This is a genomic window from Pontibacillus litoralis JSM 072002 (assembly GCF_000775615.1).
In the GTDB taxonomy this organism is placed as follows: Bacteria; Bacillota; Bacilli; order Bacillales; family BH030062; genus Pontibacillus; species Pontibacillus litoralis.
Map to the genome: position 1 here is coordinate 156,469 of NZ_AVPG01000001.1, position 18,947 is coordinate 175,415.

The 18,947-nt window shown below is 39.0% G+C and carries 16 protein-coding genes and 1 CRISPR repeat array; of the genes, 1 reads left to right on the top strand and 15 read right to left on the bottom strand.

Going from position 1 to position 18,947, the window contains the following annotated elements:
- Positions 1-6: 6 nt before the first annotated feature.
- The 8 genes from N784_RS00815 to rpsU form a co-directional block, all read right to left on the bottom strand.
- Positions 7-987, bottom strand: coding sequence for a PhoH family protein (locus N784_RS00815; protein ID WP_036831007.1), 981 nt, complete (start codon positions 985-987; stop codon positions 7-9).
- A gap of 3 nt (positions 988-990) precedes the next feature.
- On the bottom strand, positions 991-2,178 hold the full coding sequence (gene yqfD, locus N784_RS00820) for a sporulation protein YqfD (protein WP_036831009.1): 1,188 nt from the start codon (positions 2,176-2,178) through the stop codon (positions 991-993).
- Between the two features lie 136 nt (positions 2,179-2,314).
- Positions 2,315-2,596, bottom strand: coding sequence for a sporulation protein YqfC (yqfC, locus tag N784_RS00825; RefSeq protein ID WP_036831011.1), 282 nt, complete (start codon positions 2,594-2,596; stop codon positions 2,315-2,317).
- Between the two features lie 53 nt (positions 2,597-2,649).
- On the bottom strand, positions 2,650-3,165 hold the full coding sequence (locus N784_RS00830) for a hypothetical protein (protein ID WP_036831013.1): 516 nt from the start codon (positions 3,163-3,165) through the stop codon (positions 2,650-2,652).
- A gap of 30 nt (positions 3,166-3,195) precedes the next feature.
- Positions 3,196-4,191 (bottom strand): flotillin-like protein FloA, encoded by a 996-nt coding sequence (gene floA / locus N784_RS00835; protein WP_036831015.1) that lies wholly within the window; start codon positions 4,189-4,191, stop codon positions 3,196-3,198.
- A 21-nt stretch (positions 4,192-4,212) separates the two neighbouring features.
- Positions 4,213-5,544, bottom strand: a complete 1,332-nt coding sequence (locus tag N784_RS00840) for an NfeD family protein (protein ID WP_036831016.1) — start codon at positions 5,542-5,544, stop codon at positions 4,213-4,215.
- A gap of 157 nt (positions 5,545-5,701) precedes the next feature.
- Positions 5,702-6,148 carry a GatB/YqeY domain-containing protein gene (locus tag N784_RS00845; protein ID WP_036831018.1) on the bottom strand — a complete coding sequence of 149 codons (447 nt, stop codon included), beginning with the start codon at positions 6,146-6,148 and terminating at the stop codon, positions 5,702-5,704.
- A 15-nt stretch (positions 6,149-6,163) separates the two neighbouring features.
- The gene (rpsU, locus tag N784_RS00850) at positions 6,164-6,337 is read right to left on the bottom strand and encodes a 30S ribosomal protein S21 (RefSeq protein WP_036831019.1); all 174 of its coding nucleotides are present in this window, start codon (positions 6,335-6,337) and stop codon (positions 6,164-6,166) included.
- Between the two features lie 227 nt (positions 6,338-6,564).
- Here rpsU and N784_RS00855 point away from each other — a divergent pair, with 227 nt between their 5' ends.
- Positions 6,565-7,512, top strand: coding sequence for a Na/Pi symporter (locus N784_RS00855; protein WP_036831020.1), 948 nt, complete (start codon positions 6,565-6,567; stop codon positions 7,510-7,512).
- 30 nt (positions 7,513-7,542) lie between these two features.
- Here N784_RS00855 and deoC read toward each other — a convergent pair whose 3' ends face one another.
- The 7 genes from deoC to dnaK form a co-directional block, all read right to left on the bottom strand.
- On the bottom strand, positions 7,543-8,214 hold the full coding sequence (gene deoC / locus N784_RS00860) for a deoxyribose-phosphate aldolase (RefSeq protein ID WP_036831022.1): 672 nt from the start codon (positions 8,212-8,214) through the stop codon (positions 7,543-7,545).
- 172 nt (positions 8,215-8,386) lie between these two features.
- On the bottom strand, positions 8,387-9,760 hold the full coding sequence (gene mtaB, locus N784_RS00865) for a tRNA (N(6)-L-threonylcarbamoyladenosine(37)-C(2))-methylthiotransferase MtaB (RefSeq protein WP_036831024.1): 1,374 nt from the start codon (positions 9,758-9,760) through the stop codon (positions 8,387-8,389).
- Between the two features lie 7 nt (positions 9,761-9,767).
- Positions 9,768-10,031, bottom strand: a complete 264-nt coding sequence (locus N784_RS00870) for a hypothetical protein (protein WP_036831026.1) — start codon at positions 10,029-10,031, stop codon at positions 9,768-9,770.
- 418 nt (positions 10,032-10,449) lie between these two features.
- Positions 10,450-13,717: direct repeats of the CRISPR family, unit length 33 nt; unit sequence ATTTCAATCCACACTCCCTATACAGAGAGTGAC.
- Positions 13,718-13,984: 267 nt separating this feature from the next.
- Positions 13,985-14,737: a 16S rRNA (uracil(1498)-N(3))-methyltransferase gene (locus tag N784_RS00875; RefSeq protein ID WP_036831028.1), complete on the bottom strand. Its 753-nt coding sequence runs from the start codon at positions 14,735-14,737 to the stop codon at positions 13,985-13,987.
- A gap of 31 nt (positions 14,738-14,768) precedes the next feature.
- The gene (prmA, locus tag N784_RS00880; RefSeq protein WP_036831029.1) at positions 14,769-15,719 is read right to left on the bottom strand and encodes a 50S ribosomal protein L11 methyltransferase; all 951 of its coding nucleotides are present in this window, start codon (positions 15,717-15,719) and stop codon (positions 14,769-14,771) included.
- A 30-nt stretch (positions 15,720-15,749) separates the two neighbouring features.
- Positions 15,750-16,880, bottom strand: coding sequence for a molecular chaperone DnaJ (gene dnaJ, locus N784_RS00885; protein ID WP_036831030.1), 1,131 nt, complete (start codon positions 16,878-16,880; stop codon positions 15,750-15,752).
- A 209-nt stretch (positions 16,881-17,089) separates the two neighbouring features.
- A complete protein-coding gene (dnaK, locus tag N784_RS00890) occupies positions 17,090-18,913 on the bottom strand; it encodes a molecular chaperone DnaK (RefSeq protein WP_036831032.1) in 1,824 nt (607 codons plus the stop codon).
- Between the last annotated feature and the right edge of the window lie 34 nt (positions 18,914-18,947).

The following is an 18,947-nucleotide window of genomic DNA, read 5'->3' on the forward strand; positions in this document are numbered from 1 at the left end:
ACCCACCTATAGGGCCTTATTCTTATTCTTCCCCTCCATTTCATAAGCCTCAATGACACGTTGCACAAGAGGGTGACGTACAACATCTGATTGCTCTAAATAATGAAAAGCTATACCAGGTACGTTCTTAAGTCTTGCTTCAGCAGTCTTTAAGCCGGATGTAATCCCTTTTGGTAAATCAACTTGGGTAATATCACCCGTTATGACCATTTTAGATCCGAATCCTAAGCGCGTAATAAACATTTTCATTTGTTCAGGGGTTGTATTTTGCGCCTCATCTAAAATAACAAACGCGTCGTCTAACGTTCTTCCCCTCATATATGCCAACGGCGCGATTTCAATAGTGCCTCGTTCGATTAATCTTGTCGTATGCTCTACCCCGAACAAATCATGCAGTGCGTCGTACAAAGGGCGTAAATAAGGATCCACCTTTTCCTTCAAATCCCCCGGTAAAAAACCGAGACTTTCACCAGCTTCAACGGCTGGACGAGTTAGGACGATTCGTTGCACATCGCCATTTTTCAAAGCTTGTACGGCCATGACTACAGCAAGGAACGTCTTCCCAGTACCAGCAGGACCAATTCCAAACACTAAATCATATTTTTTCATTCCTGCTACGTAATGACGTTGTCCTAACGTCTTTACTCGTATTTTTTTTCCTTTTGCATTTTTCGTAATCTCATCATCAAATAACGTTTCAAATTGTTCTATTTTATTCTTCTTCACTAAATCTATTGCATAAATGACATCTCGTTCAGAAATATTAATTCCTTTACGGATCACGTTGAGTAAAGCTGCGAATATTTTCTCAACTAATACAATTTGCTGAGGAGAACCAGACACTTGAACATGTTCCCCTCTCGTAATGATTGACACATGTAATTGTTCTTCTATCTGTTTTAAGTTTCGATCATTATTCCCAAATATAGCTAATGCTTCATTTGGATTATCTAATGTTATATTAATGGTTTGTAACTCATCCGTCATTCTTCAGTCTCCTTGAGTAATAGAGTGTGGTTTCACTATGTTTTCATGAACTTTAAAATATAGGATTAATTTTACTTTACCATTCTCTTTCCTTTCGTGCAAAATTTTTTCTTGAACAACTTGGGAATCTTTAGAAAGTTGCCTCATTAGTTCTTGTTTACCTTGCTCAATCCCTAATTGAACAGCTTGTTGGTCTGTCCTTTGTTGCTCATATAATTGTTGTTCCCATACATGACTGGTCGTTACAGATATAGGAAGCTTCCAATCCAAAAACTGTAAAGGCCGCTTCTTTTCTTCGATATAAGCCGTTTCATACCCGTTGTGCCAAAACCCCCAAACTGGAATCGAAAAGCCGAACAAAGAAACGCCGTATTGCTCCTCTTTATCTCCCGTTATAACTTTGTACGTCGCCTCTAACGGTACAGTAACTTCACTTTCATACCACGTTTCAGCAATCACTTTCCCTTTTGCTTGCACGAGTTGTTGATTATCCTCTTTTCCAATCAGTCCCGATACTAATACATCACCAGGCTGAACCATATCATTTACTTCTACTTGTGGCTCCCCTGATTCAACATACATATCGACGATGATTCCTTTCTTTTTGGCAATTAAATGTTGTGGTCTACCTTCTTTCTCTTGTTCAACGGTTGTTTTTTCTACTCCTTGTAGTTGATAGACTGTTCCTTTTTCTGTTATGCCAACCCATAATAGCTCAGGCACATCATTTAATAGTTGACGCTGCATATTACTTGGAGTATCTATACGAAACTTCCATGCCCCTACCTTCACTCCATAATCATGTAGTTTTTCTTCTATTTTGTATTCCACTTCAGGTGTAACGCCATCAATTTCTACTTTCCATACCATATTGGAAAGCGTAAATAACAAGAGAATCCCTAACAAAAAGCCGATCCATAGTGGTTTACGTTTCCAAATCGAGTGAATGATAAACGGTATCCCGATTCTTGATTGAAATGTAATCTTATAAGAACCATCATTTCTAAGGTGTTTGAGCCTGTGTACGTCTTGTAATTGAATATTGGCTTTACAAGAGAACTCGTCTACTTTTTGGATATTCCAAATGAGAATCCCTTCCTGAACACAACGATTAATAAAAAATTCCGGAAAACTCCCTTTCACAATAAAGGTTGTATATCCCTTTATAAATACACCTTGTAATCGCTTCATAACGGCCTCCTATTCCATCTGTTTCCTTTCTTCATGGAATACTTATCTAAACGTTGATTTATCTTCACCTCATTATGAAATAAGAAAAAACTGCTCGTTCATTTTCCTGCATTTCCTCCTATAAAGCATTCTTCTATTAGCTCGGAATAAATGAAATGTGCTCAATCGTTCCTTCTAACAATATTTCTTCTGGGAGCATCATGCGAAGGACGAAGTTTTTTCCTGTAATCTTCAATTGGCCATTTTTAAGCTGTAATCGAAGTTCTTGATCAGAGAAAATGAGTAGCCCTTTATGGTTTTCTATGTATGCATGTATTTGACCAATCGTTGTTATTCTAGGTAATTCCAATACGACATCAGAAGGTAAATTTAATTGTTGAACCATCCAGTTTCCGATCCGTTGCTGCCATTTATTCATCTGCTTCGCCCCCTCTCTCCTTTATATGTATGAAAAAAGCACGAAATGTATCACTACATTTCGTGCTTCCTGTAAGCTTTTTCTTTTATCATCGACTGATATGGCTTATGCGCGCGAGGTTTCCCTAACACTTCTGCCATCACAATACTATCGATAAACTTTTGCTTAGATATGTGCTTATTAAAATGATGTACTTTAGGCTTAGTGTCAAGCTTTTTCACATCTCTTTGTACCTTTTGGATATACCTCTCTATATGACGGTCTGGAAGTGCGTTGTGTTCTGAATTCGGCCCTGCGGGAGCGGCTGTATGTTCATAGCGCTCCTCAGCAAATGCTTCTTTTTGACGCTTCACTTCTTCATACCGTTCTACTTGCGATTTAGCTACTTGCTTTGCTTTTTGTTGCATATTTCTTTCAGCGCTAGTTGAATCTGCTGTCGTTTTACCTCCAAACGAAGGCATTGGCTTATCTTCATTTTTGAACAAACCACTAACCAAATTATACAAGCCAACAAGAACAACACCAATAATTACAATATTACCGAAAATGAAATCTAACAGTTGTTCCATTTCTCCCCCTCCTTTGGTTGAGAGAGTCGATTATAGCTTTTGATCATCTTCATGATCTTCTTTGTTCATTTTACCAATTACATCACGCATATCTGTATCTGCTTCAATGTTTTTTAAATTGTAATAATCCATTATACCAATGTTTCCCGAACGAAGTGCCTCTGCCATTGCTTGCGGAACTTCAGCTTCAGCTTCCACCACTTTTGCTTGCATTTCTTGAACTTTAGCAAGCATCTCTTGTTCTTGGGCCACCGCCATTGCACGTCGTTCTTCTGCTTTTGCTTGAGCAATATTCTTATCCGCTTCTGCTTGATCTGTTTGCAATATCGCGCCGATGTTTTTACCGATATCAATGTCTGCAATATCAATAGATAGAATTTCAAATGCCGTACCTGCATCTAAACCTTTACTTAACACATTTTGTGATATCATATCTGGATTCTCTAACACTTTATTGTGATCTTCAGAAGAACCAATTGTACTTACAATCCCTTCTCCGACACGAGCGATAATCGTATCTTCTCCAGCACCACCGACTAGGCGATCAATATTCGCACGTACTGTAATACGGGCTTTTGCTTTCACTTCAATACCGTCCATCGCAACACCAGCGATAAATGGCGTTTCAATTACTTTCGGGTTTACACTCATTTGAACGGCTTCTAATACGTCACGACCAGCTAAATCAATAGCAGCTGTTCGCTCGAAGCTTAATTCAATATTCGCACGATGCGCGGCAATTAGCGCATTCACAACGCGATCTACATTACCACCTGCTAAGTAGTGACTCTCTAATTGATTTGAATTTACGTCAATTCCCGCTTTATGAGCTTTAATTAACGGATTAATTACACGACTTGGGGATACGCGACGTAAACGCATTCCTACTAACGTAAAGATGCTAATACGAACGCCAGCTGCTAGAGCACTAATCCACAGCATGACTGGGATAAATGTAAAAAGTACAGCTAAAGCAATTACAATAATACCAATTAATACAAGTAACATCAGTTGATCTGGTGCCATTTGTTCATTCCTCCTAAAATGTTATTCTTCCTCTATTTCCTTAACTATTACCCGGTTTCCTTCTGTTTTCACAATTTTCACCGGCTTTCTAGCTTGTATAAAGCCTCCCTCTGTTACAACGTCAATTCGCTCTCCATTAAATTCCCCAGTTCCGGATGGACGTAATGGGGTAACAGCCGTTCCACATAAACCAATTAACTCTAATCTCGTTTGAGAAGAAACGTAGCCTTGATCAGTGGAAGTTGCATCACTTAGTATAATATTTTTCAAAAGACCGTTCTCAAATCCAATTTTCTTAAATAAAATGTATGACGCAACGATAGCTACACATAACGCAATAAGTAAGCTTAGCGCCATTTGAGAATTATTGTCTGAAGCCATAAATAACGAACTCACAATCCCTACGCCCCCTATGGCCCCTAATATGCCACCAGGAACAAATAACTCTAATATGATACATATAATCCCTAAAACGAATATAATAATCGTTTCGTATCCGGCTAATCCCGCAATATAATGCCCGTAAAAAAAGAGTAAAAGGGCTATAAGTCCCATTGAGCCAGCAACCCCAAAACCAGGCGTATATAGTTCTGCTATAAATCCAAGGCTAGCAACCGATAATAAAATGGGTATGACAAGTGGGTGAGTAATAAATCTAGCGATGCGTTCTGAAAGGGTTGGAGTTGTCTCCATAATTTCGGCATTTTCTAACTTTAATTCTTGCAACAATGCATTACGATCAGCAACTATTCCTTCCGCATAGCCAACATCAACAGCTTCTTTTGCACTCAACGTTAAATATTTACCCTTTCCAGCTTGGTACTCGGGTAAATCAATATCCGGATTGGCCATTGCTTCTGCATACAATGGATTTCTATCCCCGTTTTCTGCAGCGCTGCGCATTAATTTAACCCAATTTGATTGTGCTTTTTGACTAGCAGCGTTCCCATCAGATGTTATAACTCCTGCTGCTCCCATCGTTGCTGAGGATGTCATATATATATTGTCCGCATTTAATGATATGTAAGAACCAGCAGATAGCGCTTCATTTAAGACGAAAGCGGTGTTCGGTATTTCCAAATTCTGAAATAACGTTCCGATAGAACTAGCTGCATCCACTGCACCGCCTGGAGTATTCACTTCAAAAATAATATGATCCGCACCAGCATCACGCGCTTCATTAATGCTTCGTTCTAAAAATGAAGTCAACCCTTTCTCCACACTTTCTTCAACTGGAATCACATATACAGTTTGACGATCCCCTTCCTCCGCTTGAATCGAGTACGAGAAAACGACATGACAGGCAAGTAAAAATAAAGATACTATCCACATCATTCGTACTACTCGCTTCATAAGGTAACCTCCTTTCTAATATGGTATACGTTTTTAAATTAAACATGTTTCAAAAAATTTTCATTGGTCCTTCGATCCTTTATTGCCTCAACCTTAAGCATAGATAAACTTTGGGTTTATGTAAATAAAAAACCGCCATAATATGGCGGTTTTTTATTTAAGATAGGTGTTTTTGCACTAGTTGATTCACAAGTGAGCCGTCTGTTTTACCTTTTACTTTCAGCATAACAGCACTCATTACCTTACCCATTTCTTTCTTAGAAGTAGCTCCAACCTCTTCAATCGTTTCTTTTACGATACTATCAAGCTCGTCTTCTGAAAGCTGAGCAGGCATATATGTTTGAATGATATCAATTTCTTTTACTTGTTTTTCAGCAAGATCTTCACGACCTGCATCGCTAAATTCTTGGAGGGAATCTTTTCTTTGTTTTAACTCGCGAGATAAAACACTCAATTCTTCTTCCTCTGATAAATCATCCTTCCCAAGTTTGAAAGCTTCATTTTGTAAAGAAGCTTTCACCATTCTGATAACAGATAGCTTTTCCTTCTCTTTACTTTTTAAAGCTTGCTTCATATCTTGGTTCAGACTTTCAAGTAATGACATTCAGTTTACACCCTCTTATTTACGCTTTCTAGCAGCTTCGGACTTCTTCTTACGACGAACGCTTGGCTTTTCGTAATGTTCACGCTTTCTGTATTCAGATAGCGTACCACTTTTAGATACACTTTTCTTGAAGCGACGAAGAGCATCTTCAAGGTTCTCGTTTTTGCGAACTCGAGTAACATTTGACATGCTATTTCCCTCCCTCCAAAGCAACAGACAGTTTCAATATCGCATATGTATTAACATATGCCTTAACGTATTATAATATATTCATTTCATTTGTTCAACTTATTTCCTTTCATTATTATGAAAGAATCACAAAAAAATAAAGCACCGTACACTAAACGCCCTTCAGAAAAATTTTTTCAATCATGAATAGCGTTCTTGTCCATATGATGATAAAGAGGTGACGGACTATGGCAGATGTATTTACGTTATTTACTGTTTTTCTGTTTTTATTCTTATTTGGAATGACATTATTAAGAATTGGCCTTCATCAGTTTTCTTATCGCCATATGAAGAGGTTGATCATGAATTTCGTTGACAAGCCGTGGAAAGGCATGTTGATTGGCATTATCGCAACTGCATTACTTCAAAGTAGTTCAGGAACAATGATATTAACAGTTAGCCTTGTTGGCGCTGGCGTATTAACTTTTCAACAGTCCATTGGTATTATATTAGGGGCGAACATCGGAACAACGTTAACGTTAGAATTGTTCTCGTTCTTTTCACATATCCCACTATGGCCCATTCTCATTATCGGCACGATATTATTATGGTTCCCTTCCCCACTTTTATTTGGAATTGGTACGATAACGTTTGGATTAGGAACTATTTTCGTAGCACTTGATGGTTTCTCTACCCTTGCCTTGCCATTACAACAATTCCCTCTCCTACTTGAAACGGTTCATTATACGAATGAAGAACCGCTCGTTAGTATAATTATTGGTACAGTTCTCACGATGATTATTCAATCTTCCACTGCTTCCACAGGTATAGCTATGGCATTTTTGCAAGAAGGTGTATTCACTCTCCCAGCAGCTATCGGAATTATGCTAGGGGCAAATATTGGCACATGTATCACTGCTTGGGTAGCTTCTCTCGGTTCAAACCATGATGCAAAATTAGCTGCCTTCGCCCACATATGGCTTAACATCGCAGGCGTAGTTATATTTGCTCCATTTTTAGACCAATTAGCACATGTATCGACATTTCTAGCATCAACACCTGCACAGCAATTAGCACATATATCCGTTCTATTTAACATCGTTTCTTCACTGATGATTTTACCAATTATTCATCACTTTACAACGTTCGTTTTGTTTTTACACGATAAAAAAACACACGCCCCTCCATCTATTTGACGGATGTTCGTGTGTTTTTTTACCCTTCTATTAATATTCAGATGTTCCTTGACCACCTGATACGATTTCCATTCCAGCACTAGCTCCAATGCGAGTAGCACCAGCTTCGATAACTGCTTCTGCGCCTTCGCGGTCACGAACACCACCTGAAGCCTTCACACCCATTTCTGGGCCTACAGTTGCTCTCATTAAGCGTACATCCTCAACAGTTGCTCCACCACCAGAGAAACCAGTTGAAGTCTTCACATAGTCAGCTTTAGCTTGTTTCGATAACTCACAAGCTTTTACTTTTTCTTCTTCCGTTAATAAAGAAGTTTCTATAATGACCTTTGTCAATGCTTTGTCACCTGCAGCGTTTACAACTGCTTCGATATCTCGTTGAACGAAATCATAATCTTCCGTTTTTAATGCACCAACGTTAATCACCATATCAACTTCCGTTGCGCCATCTTCAATTGCTTGTTTCGTTTCAAATGCTTTCGTTTCCGGCGTTGTCGCACCTAACGGAAAACCAATAACAGTACAAACTTTTACATCTGTATCTTGTAACAACTCTGCACATAATGATACCCAATAAGGATTTACACATACAGAAGCAAAACCGTACTCCTTTGCTTCTTCGCAGATTTGCACAATTTTTTCTTTAGGTGTATCTGGTTTTAATTGCGTATGATCAATCATTTTAGCTAATTTAGCATCCATTCGTATCTTCCTTCCTTAAATTATGTTCTTAGTTGTCCGTACCTCTTATATCATAGCATTCTCATTTATAAAATGCTATAAAACGTTTCTATACGTTAGAGTGTACAGCACCTCCGTCGTTTCACACAATAAAGAAACCCTTCGCTTTACTAAACAAAGGGTTTCCATTTTATTATGCATTCATTTCAACTGTTTCATTACGACTTGGTTCATCTAAAACGCGTACAAATTCTCCAACATTGTACGGGTAACCAGCTTTCGTTAGTTTCACCCGAACGATTTGACCAATGACATCTTCATTCGCCTCGAATATAACTTTCAAATAATTATCCGTATAACCAACTAAACGCTGATCGTTTTCATCGTCTTTGAATTTCTCTTCAGGGATTACTTCTAACACTTCACCTTCATAAGAAGAAGCGTATTCCTTCGCCTGTTGATTAGAAAGCTCAATTAATTGGTGTACACGCGCATTCTTAATTTCTTCGTCGACTTGGTCGTCCATACGTGCTGCTGGTGTACCTGTTCGTTTTGAGTAAGGGAATACGTGTAGCTCAGAAAAGCCAATTTCTTGAATAAAACGATACGTGTCATTAAATTCTTCCTCGGTTTCACCAGGGAATCCAACAATGACGTCAGATGTAATTGCTAAACCTGGTAAAGCTTCCTTGATCCGATTTACACGCTCTTTGTAAAATTCTGTTGTATATTTACGACGCATACGCTTGAGCACGGTGTCTGATCCTGATTGTAGCGGAATGTGCAAATGGCGAACAATCTTATCTGATTCATTCAGTACATCAATGATTTCATCAGTAATTTGGCTACCTTCAATAGAAGAGATACGAATACGTTTCAAACCAACTACTCGCTTATCCAATTCTCGCAATAATTTAGCTAAATTATAGTCTTTACGATCCTCGCCATATCCACCTGTATGAATACCTGTAAGGACAATTTCTTTATAACCAGCGTCTACCAATTGCTGCGCTTGTTTAACAACCTCTTCTGGATCTCTTGAACGTAACAGTCCGCGTGCCCACGGGATAATACAAAACGTACAGAAGTTGTTACATCCTTCTTGTATTTTCAAGGAAGCACGTGTCCTGTCTGTAAAAGCTGGCACATCCATTTCTTCGAACACTCTCGTTTTCATAATGTTGGATACCCCATTAATTGGTTGACGCTCTAATTTATATTGCTCAATATATTCAAGCATTTTCTTACGATCTTGAGTACCAACCACAACATCTACTCCAGGAATGTCCATAATTTCACCCGGAGAGGTTTGAGCATAACATCCTGTAACACATATAACCGCGTTATCATTTTTACGAATCGCTCTGCGAATCACTTGACGACTCTTTTTATCACCTGTATTCGTCACTGTACACGTATTGATTACATATACATCAGCTTGATGATTGAAATCAACTCGTTCGTACCCTTCTTCTTTAAACATTTGCCAAATCGCTTCTGTTTCATAATGGTTTACTTTACACCCTAACGTATGAAAAGCTACGGTTTTACAAAGTTCTTTACCCATATATATTTCATCCTTTCATTATATACACTAAATCAATTCCAAAAAATATTCTTATCGAAATCCGAACCAACCAATGTGATGAAGCACCGTTGATTTCCACGAGGGCTTTTTCCACAGGCATGGTCTCCACCTTACGTTCCAACGGTAGCATAAACGCCTTTTCCACAAACATTCGAATATTATTTAATGCACTCATTCCGATATTCTGTGGAACAAAGCAATTATGAAATTGATTCACGGTAAAAATCATCAATAAAATTAATAATATCATATTATTATACCCTCTTTCTAACTTAATTAACTAATATTAATTTTTCATAGGAGCGATAGGATTATCACTATGCTGAACATTGTAGTAAGCCATTCGTGATAGAGCGAAAATATTAGCTATTTAGCAGAAGTGTAAAAGGTATGAGCGTCACGTACACTACACTATGACATCATGATTTAACGTAAACTCTTTTGGCTATCCTGTTGTTTAAAATCTAAGTAACTTCCAAATATAAGGGCAGGAAGTGAAATGGGTTTATAGCAGAGAAATCACACAGTACACAGATTTCTAATTAAACGGACTATCCTTTACTAAAATATAGAAAACGAATGAACATCGTTTAAAGGATGCTCATTCGTTATTTTTGACTTATTTCGTTTGTCAACACTTTTAACAGTTCATTGTATCGCAGTGTGCCCTTACAATCCACACTCCCTATACAGAGAGTGACGCTGTAACAGCGTAATGACAGGAGGAATTAAAATATTTCAATCCACACTCCCTATACAGAGAGTGACCATTCGCTAAAATGAGTTCAGTGTGGATGGATTTATTTCAATCCACACTCCCTATACAGAGAGTGACCACCGAGCAACACAAACCAGTTTACTTCTAAAACCATTTCAATCCACACTCCCTATACAGAGAGTGACTCCTTTAGCCCAGCGTATCTACTATTTTCAAATGATTTCAATCCACACTCCCTATACAGAGAGTGACGCTATCTTTATATTAGTAGCTTCTTTTTTGTTACCAATTTCAATCCACACTCCCTATACAGAGAGTGACTATAAATTACGAGGGTTTAATTAAAAAATTAGGGATTTCAATCCACACTCCCTATACAGAGAGTGACAAATTTATAAAGCGATGGAAAACGTTAATGCAAATATTTCAATCCACACTCCCTATACAGAGAGTGACGGATGAACGTTAATAATACGTTCGTTGTAGGTAGTATTTCAATCCACACTCCCTATACAGAGAGTGACGAAATAAAACAATTAAAAGGAGAGTCCTAAAATGATTTCAATCCACACTCCCTATACAGAGAGTGACAGTAATTTCATAAACTCATCCTCCGAAAACGGAATTTCAATCCACACTCCCTATACAGAGAGTGACAGTTTATACTAGGTAGGTTGCAACAAATTCAATATTTCAATCCACACTCCCTATACAGAGAGTGACATTTAAATTTGAATCTTTAAAATCTGTGAAGGTTATTTCAATCCACACTCCCTATACAGAGAGTGACTTTTTAACGAAATATTTTGATGAAGATAAAATCGATTTCAATCCACACTCCCTATACAGAGAGTGACTCGTTTACTCATGTTATCACCCCATTATCTTGCATTTCAATCCACACTCCCTATACAGAGAGTGACGAGTTAAACGCATTAAAAGGAGAGTCCTAAAATGATTTCAATCCACACTCCCTATACAGAGAGTGACGAAGTACGGTGTTAATCTCAAAGACAACACTAAATTTCAATCCACACTCCCTATACAGAGAGTGACAGATCAAGTGGCGTTAGTCGAGCAACTAAGCACGATTTCAATCCACACTCCCTATACAGAGAGTGACTTATTCTAGACGACTTAGAAAGCGACGCCTCAACATTTCAATCCACACTCCCTATACAGAGAGTGACATATAAATGAATACATAATTGGAGGTAAGAGTATATTTCAATCCACACTCCCTATACAGAGAGTGACGGTATTGGGTCAGGCGCAAACAATTAACCGAGTAATATTTCAATCCACACTCCCTATACAGAGAGTGACCCATTTCTGGACTGTTCCATTTACGCTCAAGCTCCAATTTCAATCCACACTCCCTATACAGAGAGTGACAGATTGTGGCGGAGTTGAGCGAGGAGGCTAACGATTATTTCAATCCACACTCCCTATACAGAGAGTGACTTTATAAAGGGGTTTTTAAAATGGATCGTATTAAAATTTCAATCCACACTCCCTATACAGAGAGTGACAAACGCGGAGTTGGCTATAGCTGATTTGAGAGAGCGAATTTCAATCCACACTCCCTATACAGAGAGTGACGGTCGCCGCTTTACGATAATGTGCTTCCAGGTGTGAATTTCAATCCACACTCCCTATACAGAGAGTGACCGTATCAGCCGGCCACCCCGACGTTTCTTAACGTGGGATTTCAATCCACACTCCCTATACAGAGAGTGACCAATCGAAAATATCACGGTGCCGATGGAGGGTGAGATTTCAATCCACACTCCCTATACAGAGAGTGACGCAATTGACCCTCTACCCTTATTAGGTGATTGTATTTCAATCCACACTCCCTATACAGAGAGTGACGTATCTAAAAGAAGACGGTTCATGTGGGTATCATTTCAATCCACACTCCCTATACAGAGAGTGACTAAGAAGAGCGGATTTAAGAGGTGCAGATTTAAATTTCAATCCACACTCCCTATACAGAGAGTGACAAGGTTTATGACATTAGTGCAATTGGTGCACCAATTTCAATCCACACTCCCTATACAGAGAGTGACTGGTTGGTTATTGTATCAAAAACACCGCTTGAAATTTCAATCCACACTCCCTATACAGAGAGTGACTAAGAGGTGCAGATTTTTGCGGTACAAATTTTAGATTTCAATCCACACTCCCTATACAGAGAGTGACTGGTTTGGATAACAGATTATAGACGTTGGTTAAGTATTTCAATCCACACTCCCTATACAGAGAGTGACGAAAATTCAAAGGTGTGAGCGCACCAACTACAGGTATTTCAATCCACACTCCCTATACAGAGAGTGACTGCGATAAAAAAGCGCTAGAGCGCAAAGAACAAATTTCAATCCACACTCCCTATACAGAGAGTGACGAGAGTGTTGTTTACAGGCATTGTCAGACGTAAACCATTTCAATCCACACTCCCTATACAGAGAGTGACATCTACGTTATTTACGATAAAATATGTACCCTTCGCGATTTCAATCCACACTCCCTATACAGAGAGTGACGTAGAAGGGAATAGTTTTGAAGAGGTGACACAAATTTCAATCCACACTCCCTATACAGAGAGTGACGAGAAGCTGGAGCAAAAGAAACAAAAAAAAGGAATTTCAATCCACACTCCCTATACAGAGAGTGACGGGATATCTAAATCAAAAAGGAGGTCAAGAAGATGATTTCAATCCACACTCCCTATACAGAGAGTGACTCGAACAGCGCTCTGATTACATTAAATCAAGAACAATTTCAATCCACACTCCCTATACAGAGAGTGACATTATTACCTATCAAAAATGGTTAATGCGTTTTTATTTCAATCCACACTCCCTATACAGAGAGTGACAGTAATACGCATAGTCATTTTCCTTCCTTATTATAATATTTCAATCCACACTCCCTATACAGAGAGTGACTAAAAGAAATGTCGAGAGAAAGCACGCAATTACATTTCAATCCACACTCCCTATACAGAGAGTGACCATTTCATTTTCCTCCTAATAAAAATAGAGCAGATTTCAATCCACACTCCCTATACAGAGAGTGACACGACTGTAGGGTATGGGCTTACGGGTGGATGGGATTTCAATCCACACTCCCTATACAGAGAGTGACGTTATTCTGATAAGGGTGCGAGTGTGTAGGGCGATATTTCAATCCACACTCCCTATACAGAGAGTGACTGCGAAATATAGTGTTTTCGCATTATTAGTATACTATATTTTGTGTTTATTGGAAATACTTCATTGGATAATATACCAATAATGTACCAATTTTGCATGAAAAGAGGCAAAAAAAGAGTGCGAACCTCCCGAGGCTTTCATGTGAGCTTGGGGTTCGCACCGTGTTAAAATTATAGTCATTTATGTTGAGCAGCATTGACTTGCGACAAGATCGAATCATAACTATGTTTACGTAACATGTGAAAAGCTCTTGTTGACATTGGTATATCATCTTAGTTCTTCTAATTGGTAAGAAATGGCTGCCAATATATAGGAAGAAGCTGTCTCTGTTCGTAAAATTCTAGGACCTAGCCGAACAGATGTAAACTGAGCTGCTCGTAATTGTTCTACCTCGTGCTCACTAAATCCACCTTCAGGGCCGATTACTATCATTACATGCTCTGATGATTGAATTTCTGGAACAATATCCTTTAAAGATTGAAACGATGTTGTTCTCGCTTCATCTTCATACGCGAACAATTTCCAATCATATTGCTTACTTTTTTCAATCAATGCCGACAATTGATGCACTTGTTCAACGACAGGTATTCGATTACGGTGTGCTTGCTCACTAGCCTCTTTCGCAATTTTTTGGTAGCGGGCTAGTTTCTTCTGTGACTTTTTTTCGTCCCATTTTACAATGGAGCGCTCCGCTTCAAAAGGGATAAATTTACAAGCTCCTAATTCAGTTCCCTTTTGAACCACAAGCTCCATTTTATCCCCTTTTGGTAACCCTTGAGCAATTGTAATACATGCAGGGAGTTCTGAATTATCTTCTAACCACTCTAAAATGGTACACGTAACCTGATGATTAGTCATGTCGTTTATTTCACATAAGGCGGCATGACCATCAGGATTGCAGCAAAGTATGTGATCTTCTTCTTTCATACGCATTACTTTCGTTACATGATGCACATCATCGCCAGTTACGATGACGTGTTCATCATTCCAGCCTGATGCTGGGACAAAATAACGTTGCATATTCGTTCACTGCTTTCTATTCCATTATTCTTTAACGATTATGGACAGGCTTTCTTGCAATAATACAAGTCCAATCATCCATTTGATTGATTTCGACAATTTCAAAACCAGATTTCACCAACTCATCTTTCACTTCTTGTCGTTTGTTCTGGATAATACCTGATGTTATGAAATAGCCACCATCTTTTACGCAGTCATAAGCTTGATCAGTAAATCGAACAATGACTTCAGCTAATATATTAGCTACAATCATATCTGCTTGAAAATCAACGTAATCTAACAAATTATTTTGCTTTGCTAGTATTTGATTATCTACTTTATTTAATTTAGCATTGTTCGTCGCACTTTTGACCGCTATATCATCAAGGTCATACGCATGGGATTGCTTGGCCCCGAGCAAAATGGCTGCAATACTTAATACACCTGAACCCGTACCAACATCAATAATGACATCATCTTTTTGAACATACTGCTCAATCGCTTGTATGCTTAACACCGTTGTTGGGTGCGTACCAGTCCCGAATGCCATACCTGGATCTAATTCCATAATAATTTCGTCACTTGATACACGCTCATACTCTTCCCACGTAGGTATAATCGTGAATTTTTCGGAGATTTTTACTGGTTTGTAATATTTCTTCCAAGATGTTGCCCAATCTTCTTCATTCAATTCACTTATCGTAATGTTGTTATGACCTAAGTCAATTTCATAGACGAGCAACTGGTTAATAGCGCTTTTGATTGCTTCAACGGTTTCACCTAGAAAACTGTTAACAGGAAGGTATGCTTTCACATACACACCTTCCTCTGGATAGTCTTCAGGATTAAGTTCGTATATTTCTCCCATATAGGTTTCCCGTTCTTTGGATAGCTCTTGAACATCCTCAATTACAACACCGCTAGCACCTGCTTCATGTAAAATGTTCGAAATAGGCTCAATGGCTTCATTAGTTGTATGGATACATAGTTCAGACCATTTCATTGGGAATTCACTCACTTTACTCTGAATTTGTTATTCTCCTTTAAATGCACGTTTCACACGTTGAAAAATATTGTCGTGTTGTTCTTCTGTTGCTTCATTTCCACTAATATCATGGAATTCACGTAACAATTCTTTTTGACGTTCTGTTAAATTAGTCGGTGTCACTACACGCATTTGCACGTGTTGATCACCATGCCCGCGGCCACGTACATCAGGAGCACCTTTATCCTTCAAACGGAATCGTTTCCCATTTTGTGTTCCTGCTGGGACTTTCAACTTCACTTTCCCATGCACAGTAGGTACTTCAATCTCATCCCCTAATGCTGCTTGTGCAAATGTTAACGGCATCTCACAGAAGATATTGTCTCCTTCACGTTGGAAAAATTCATGTGGACGAATTTGTACTACAACGAATAAATCTCCTGCTGGACCGCCATTCTCACCAGGCTCTCCTTGGCCAGATACGCGGATTTGTTGGCCTTCGTTAATGCCTGCTGGGATATTAATGTGAATGGTTTTACGTGTTGTCACTTTTCCATTTCCGCCACACGTATTACACTTGTCTTTCACTTCTTTACCAGTTCCTTGGCAATAATGGCACACACGCTTGTTCACAACGCGGCCAAATGGTGTGTTTTGTTCCTGGTTCATTTGTCCGGCACCATTACAGTGTGAACATGTTACTGGTTTCGTTCCAGGTTTCGCCCCAGAACCTTGACAAGTGTCACACGTTTCTTCTTTCGGGATTTGAATATCAGTTTCTTTCCCGAAAATGGCCTCTTCAAATTGCAGCGTCATCGTATATTGAAGATCTGCGCCTTTTCTTGGTGCGTTCGGATCTCGACGACGTCCGCCGCCACCGAAAAACATATCAAAGATGTCACCAAAACCGCCAAAGTCTTCGCCACCGCCAAAGCCACCAAAGCCTTGACCGCCACCATTCATACCAGCATGACCAAATTGATCATATTGGGAACGTTTCTGCTCATCCCCTAATACTTCCCAAGCTTCTTTCGCTTCTTTAAACTTATTTTCTGCGTCTTCTTCTTTACTTACATCTGGATGATATTTTTTAGCAAGCTTACGGTATGCTTTTTTTATTTCATCCTTAGATGCATCTTTTGAGACACCTAGTACGTCATAGTAGTCTCGTTTACTCACTGACGATCACTCTCCCGACTCTATCTACATAAAATTCATCATAACATTGATTCACCACGTACACAAAAGGTTCCTTCATTTTTCTCCATCTATTACACCTGAAGTATAACGTTCTATTGCTCGTGCATACCTATTTTCGCCTTCACGTGTAAAAAAGTCAAAGCCAAGAATATCCTGACTTTGACTTTGCCTTTGAATCGTATAAACCCTTACTTCTTGTCTTCTTCGTTTACTTCTTCATATTCAGCATCTACGACATCATCTTGTGCATCGCCTTGAGCTTCTTGCGCCGCTTGTGCTTGCTGTTGTGCTTGCTCATACATCTTCACAGTAAGCTGCTGCACTAGTTCTTGAAGGGCATCTTTTTTCGTGCGAATTGCTTCTAAATCGTCCCCTTCAAGTGCTGTTTGTAATTCTTTCTTCGCTTCTTCAGCTTTTTGTTTTTCTTCTTCTGTTACGCTTTCACCAAGGTCTTTAAGTGTTTTATCTGTAGAGAATACTAGCTGATCCGCTTCGTTACGAAGATCGATCTCTTCACGTTTCTGCTTATCTGCTTCTGCATTTTCTTCTGCTTCTTTCACCATGCGCTCTACTTCGTCATCAGAAAGACCAGAAGATGACTTAATTGTAATAGATTGCTCTTTGTTCGTACCTAGGTCTTTCGCGCTTACATTAACAATACCGTTATTATCAATATCGAATTTAACTTCGATTTGAGGTACACCACGTGGAGCTGGTGGAATATCTGTTAATTGGAAACGACCAAGTGTTTTGTTATCTTGTGCCATTTCACGCTCACCTTGAAGCACGTGAATATCAACCGCCGTTTGATTGTCAGCTGCTGTTGAGAACACTTGAGAATGACTTGTTGGAATTGTCGTGTTACGCTCGATTAATTTAGTAGATACGCCACCCATTGTTTCAATTCCAAGAGATAATGGTGTTACGTCAAGAAGAACAACGTCTTTTACATCTCCTTGTAATACACCACCTTGAACTGCTGCACCTAATGCTACTACTTCATCAGGGTTTACACCTTTAGAAGGGTCTTTTTGAGTTTCTTTTTTGATTGCTTCTTGTACTGCTGGGATACGAGTAGAACCACCAACTAGTAATACTTTGTCAATTTCGCTTGGAGACATGCCCGCATCTTTAAGCGCGCGACGAGTTGGTACCATTGTACGCTCTACTAAATCTGCAGAAAGCTCTTCAAATTTAGCACGAGTTAATGTCATTTCTAAGTGCATTGGGCCCGCTTCACCAGCAGTAATAAATGGTAAAGAAATTTGAGACTGAGCTACACCAGATAGGTCTTTCTTCGCTTTTTCTGCTGCATCTTTTAGACGCTGTAAAGCCATTTTATCTTGAGCAAGGTCGATCCCATTCTCTTTCTTAAATTCTGCAACCATATGATCAATAATTACTTGGTCGAAATCGTCTCCACCTAATTTGTTATCTCCAGCAGTAGAAACAACTTCAAATGCACCATCACCAATGTCTAGAATAGATACGTCAAACGTACCGCCACCTAAGTCATATACAAGTAACGTTTGATCATTTTCTTGATTAATACCGTATGCTAAAGCTGCAGCAGTCGGTTCGTTAATAATACGCTCTACTTCAAGACCAGCGATTTTACCCGCATCTTTCGTAGCTTGACGTTCCGCATCGTTAAAGTAAGCTGGCACTGTAATAACAGCTTTTTCAACTGTTTCTCCTAAGTAATCTTCTGCATGGGACTTTAAACTTTGCAAAAGAATTGCTGAAACTTCTTGAGGAGAATACTCTTTCCCTTCAATTTCAACTTTATAATCTGTTCCCATATGACGTTTAATAGATTGGATTGTGTTCGGGTTTGTAATTGCTTGACGCTTTGCAACTTCCCCTACTTGACGTTCACCGTTTTTGAACGAAACAACAGAAGGTGTAGTACGGTTACCTTCTGGATTTGGAATAACCTTTGCTTCGCCGCCTTCCATTACAGCAACACAAGAGTTTGTTGTACCTAAGTCAATACCAATAATTTTACTCATGACTATTATTCCTCCTTAACGCGTTATGTAGTAC

What these genes read in the sequence shown, in the direction of transcription:
- prmA (WP_036831029.1), bottom strand. Translation starts at nt 15,719, where the DNA reads ATGAAATGGTCTGAACTATGTATCCATACAACTAATGAAGCCATTGAG.
- N784_RS00870 (WP_036831026.1), bottom strand. Translation starts at nt 10,031, where the DNA reads ATGATATTATTAATTTTATTGATGATTTTTACCGTGAATCAATTTCAT.
- N784_RS00855 (WP_036831020.1), top strand. Translation starts at nt 6,565, where the DNA reads ATGGCAGATGTATTTACGTTATTTACTGTTTTTCTGTTTTTATTCTTA.
- N784_RS00815 (WP_036831007.1), bottom strand. Translation starts at nt 987, where the DNA reads ATGACGGATGAGTTACAAACCATTAATATAACATTAGATAATCCAAAT.
- N784_RS00830 (WP_036831013.1), bottom strand. Translation starts at nt 3,165, where the DNA reads ATGGAACAACTGTTAGATTTCATTTTCGGTAATATTGTAATTATTGGT.
- N784_RS00840 (WP_036831016.1), bottom strand. Translation starts at nt 5,544, where the DNA reads ATGAAGCGAGTAGTACGAATGATGTGGATAGTATCTTTATTTTTACTT.
- yqfD (WP_036831009.1), bottom strand. Translation starts at nt 2,178, where the DNA reads ATGAAGCGATTACAAGGTGTATTTATAAAGGGATATACAACCTTTATT.
- deoC (WP_036831022.1), bottom strand. Translation starts at nt 8,214, where the DNA reads ATGGATGCTAAATTAGCTAAAATGATTGATCATACGCAATTAAAACCA.
- rpsU (WP_036831019.1), bottom strand. Translation starts at nt 6,337, where the DNA reads ATGTCAAATGTTACTCGAGTTCGCAAAAACGAGAACCTTGAAGATGCT.
- dnaK (WP_036831032.1), bottom strand. Translation starts at nt 18,913, where the DNA reads ATGAGTAAAATTATTGGTATTGACTTAGGTACAACAAACTCTTGTGTT.
- N784_RS00875 (WP_036831028.1), bottom strand. Translation starts at nt 14,737, where the DNA reads ATGCAACGTTATTTTGTCCCAGCATCAGGCTGGAATGATGAACACGTC.
- mtaB (WP_036831024.1), bottom strand. Translation starts at nt 9,760, where the DNA reads ATGGGTAAAGAACTTTGTAAAACCGTAGCTTTTCATACGTTAGGGTGT.
- floA (WP_036831015.1), bottom strand. Translation starts at nt 4,191, where the DNA reads ATGGCACCAGATCAACTGATGTTACTTGTATTAATTGGTATTATTGTA.
- N784_RS00845 (WP_036831018.1), bottom strand. Translation starts at nt 6,148, where the DNA reads ATGTCATTACTTGAAAGTCTGAACCAAGATATGAAGCAAGCTTTAAAA.
- yqfC (WP_036831011.1), bottom strand. Translation starts at nt 2,596, where the DNA reads ATGAATAAATGGCAGCAACGGATCGGAAACTGGATGGTTCAACAATTA.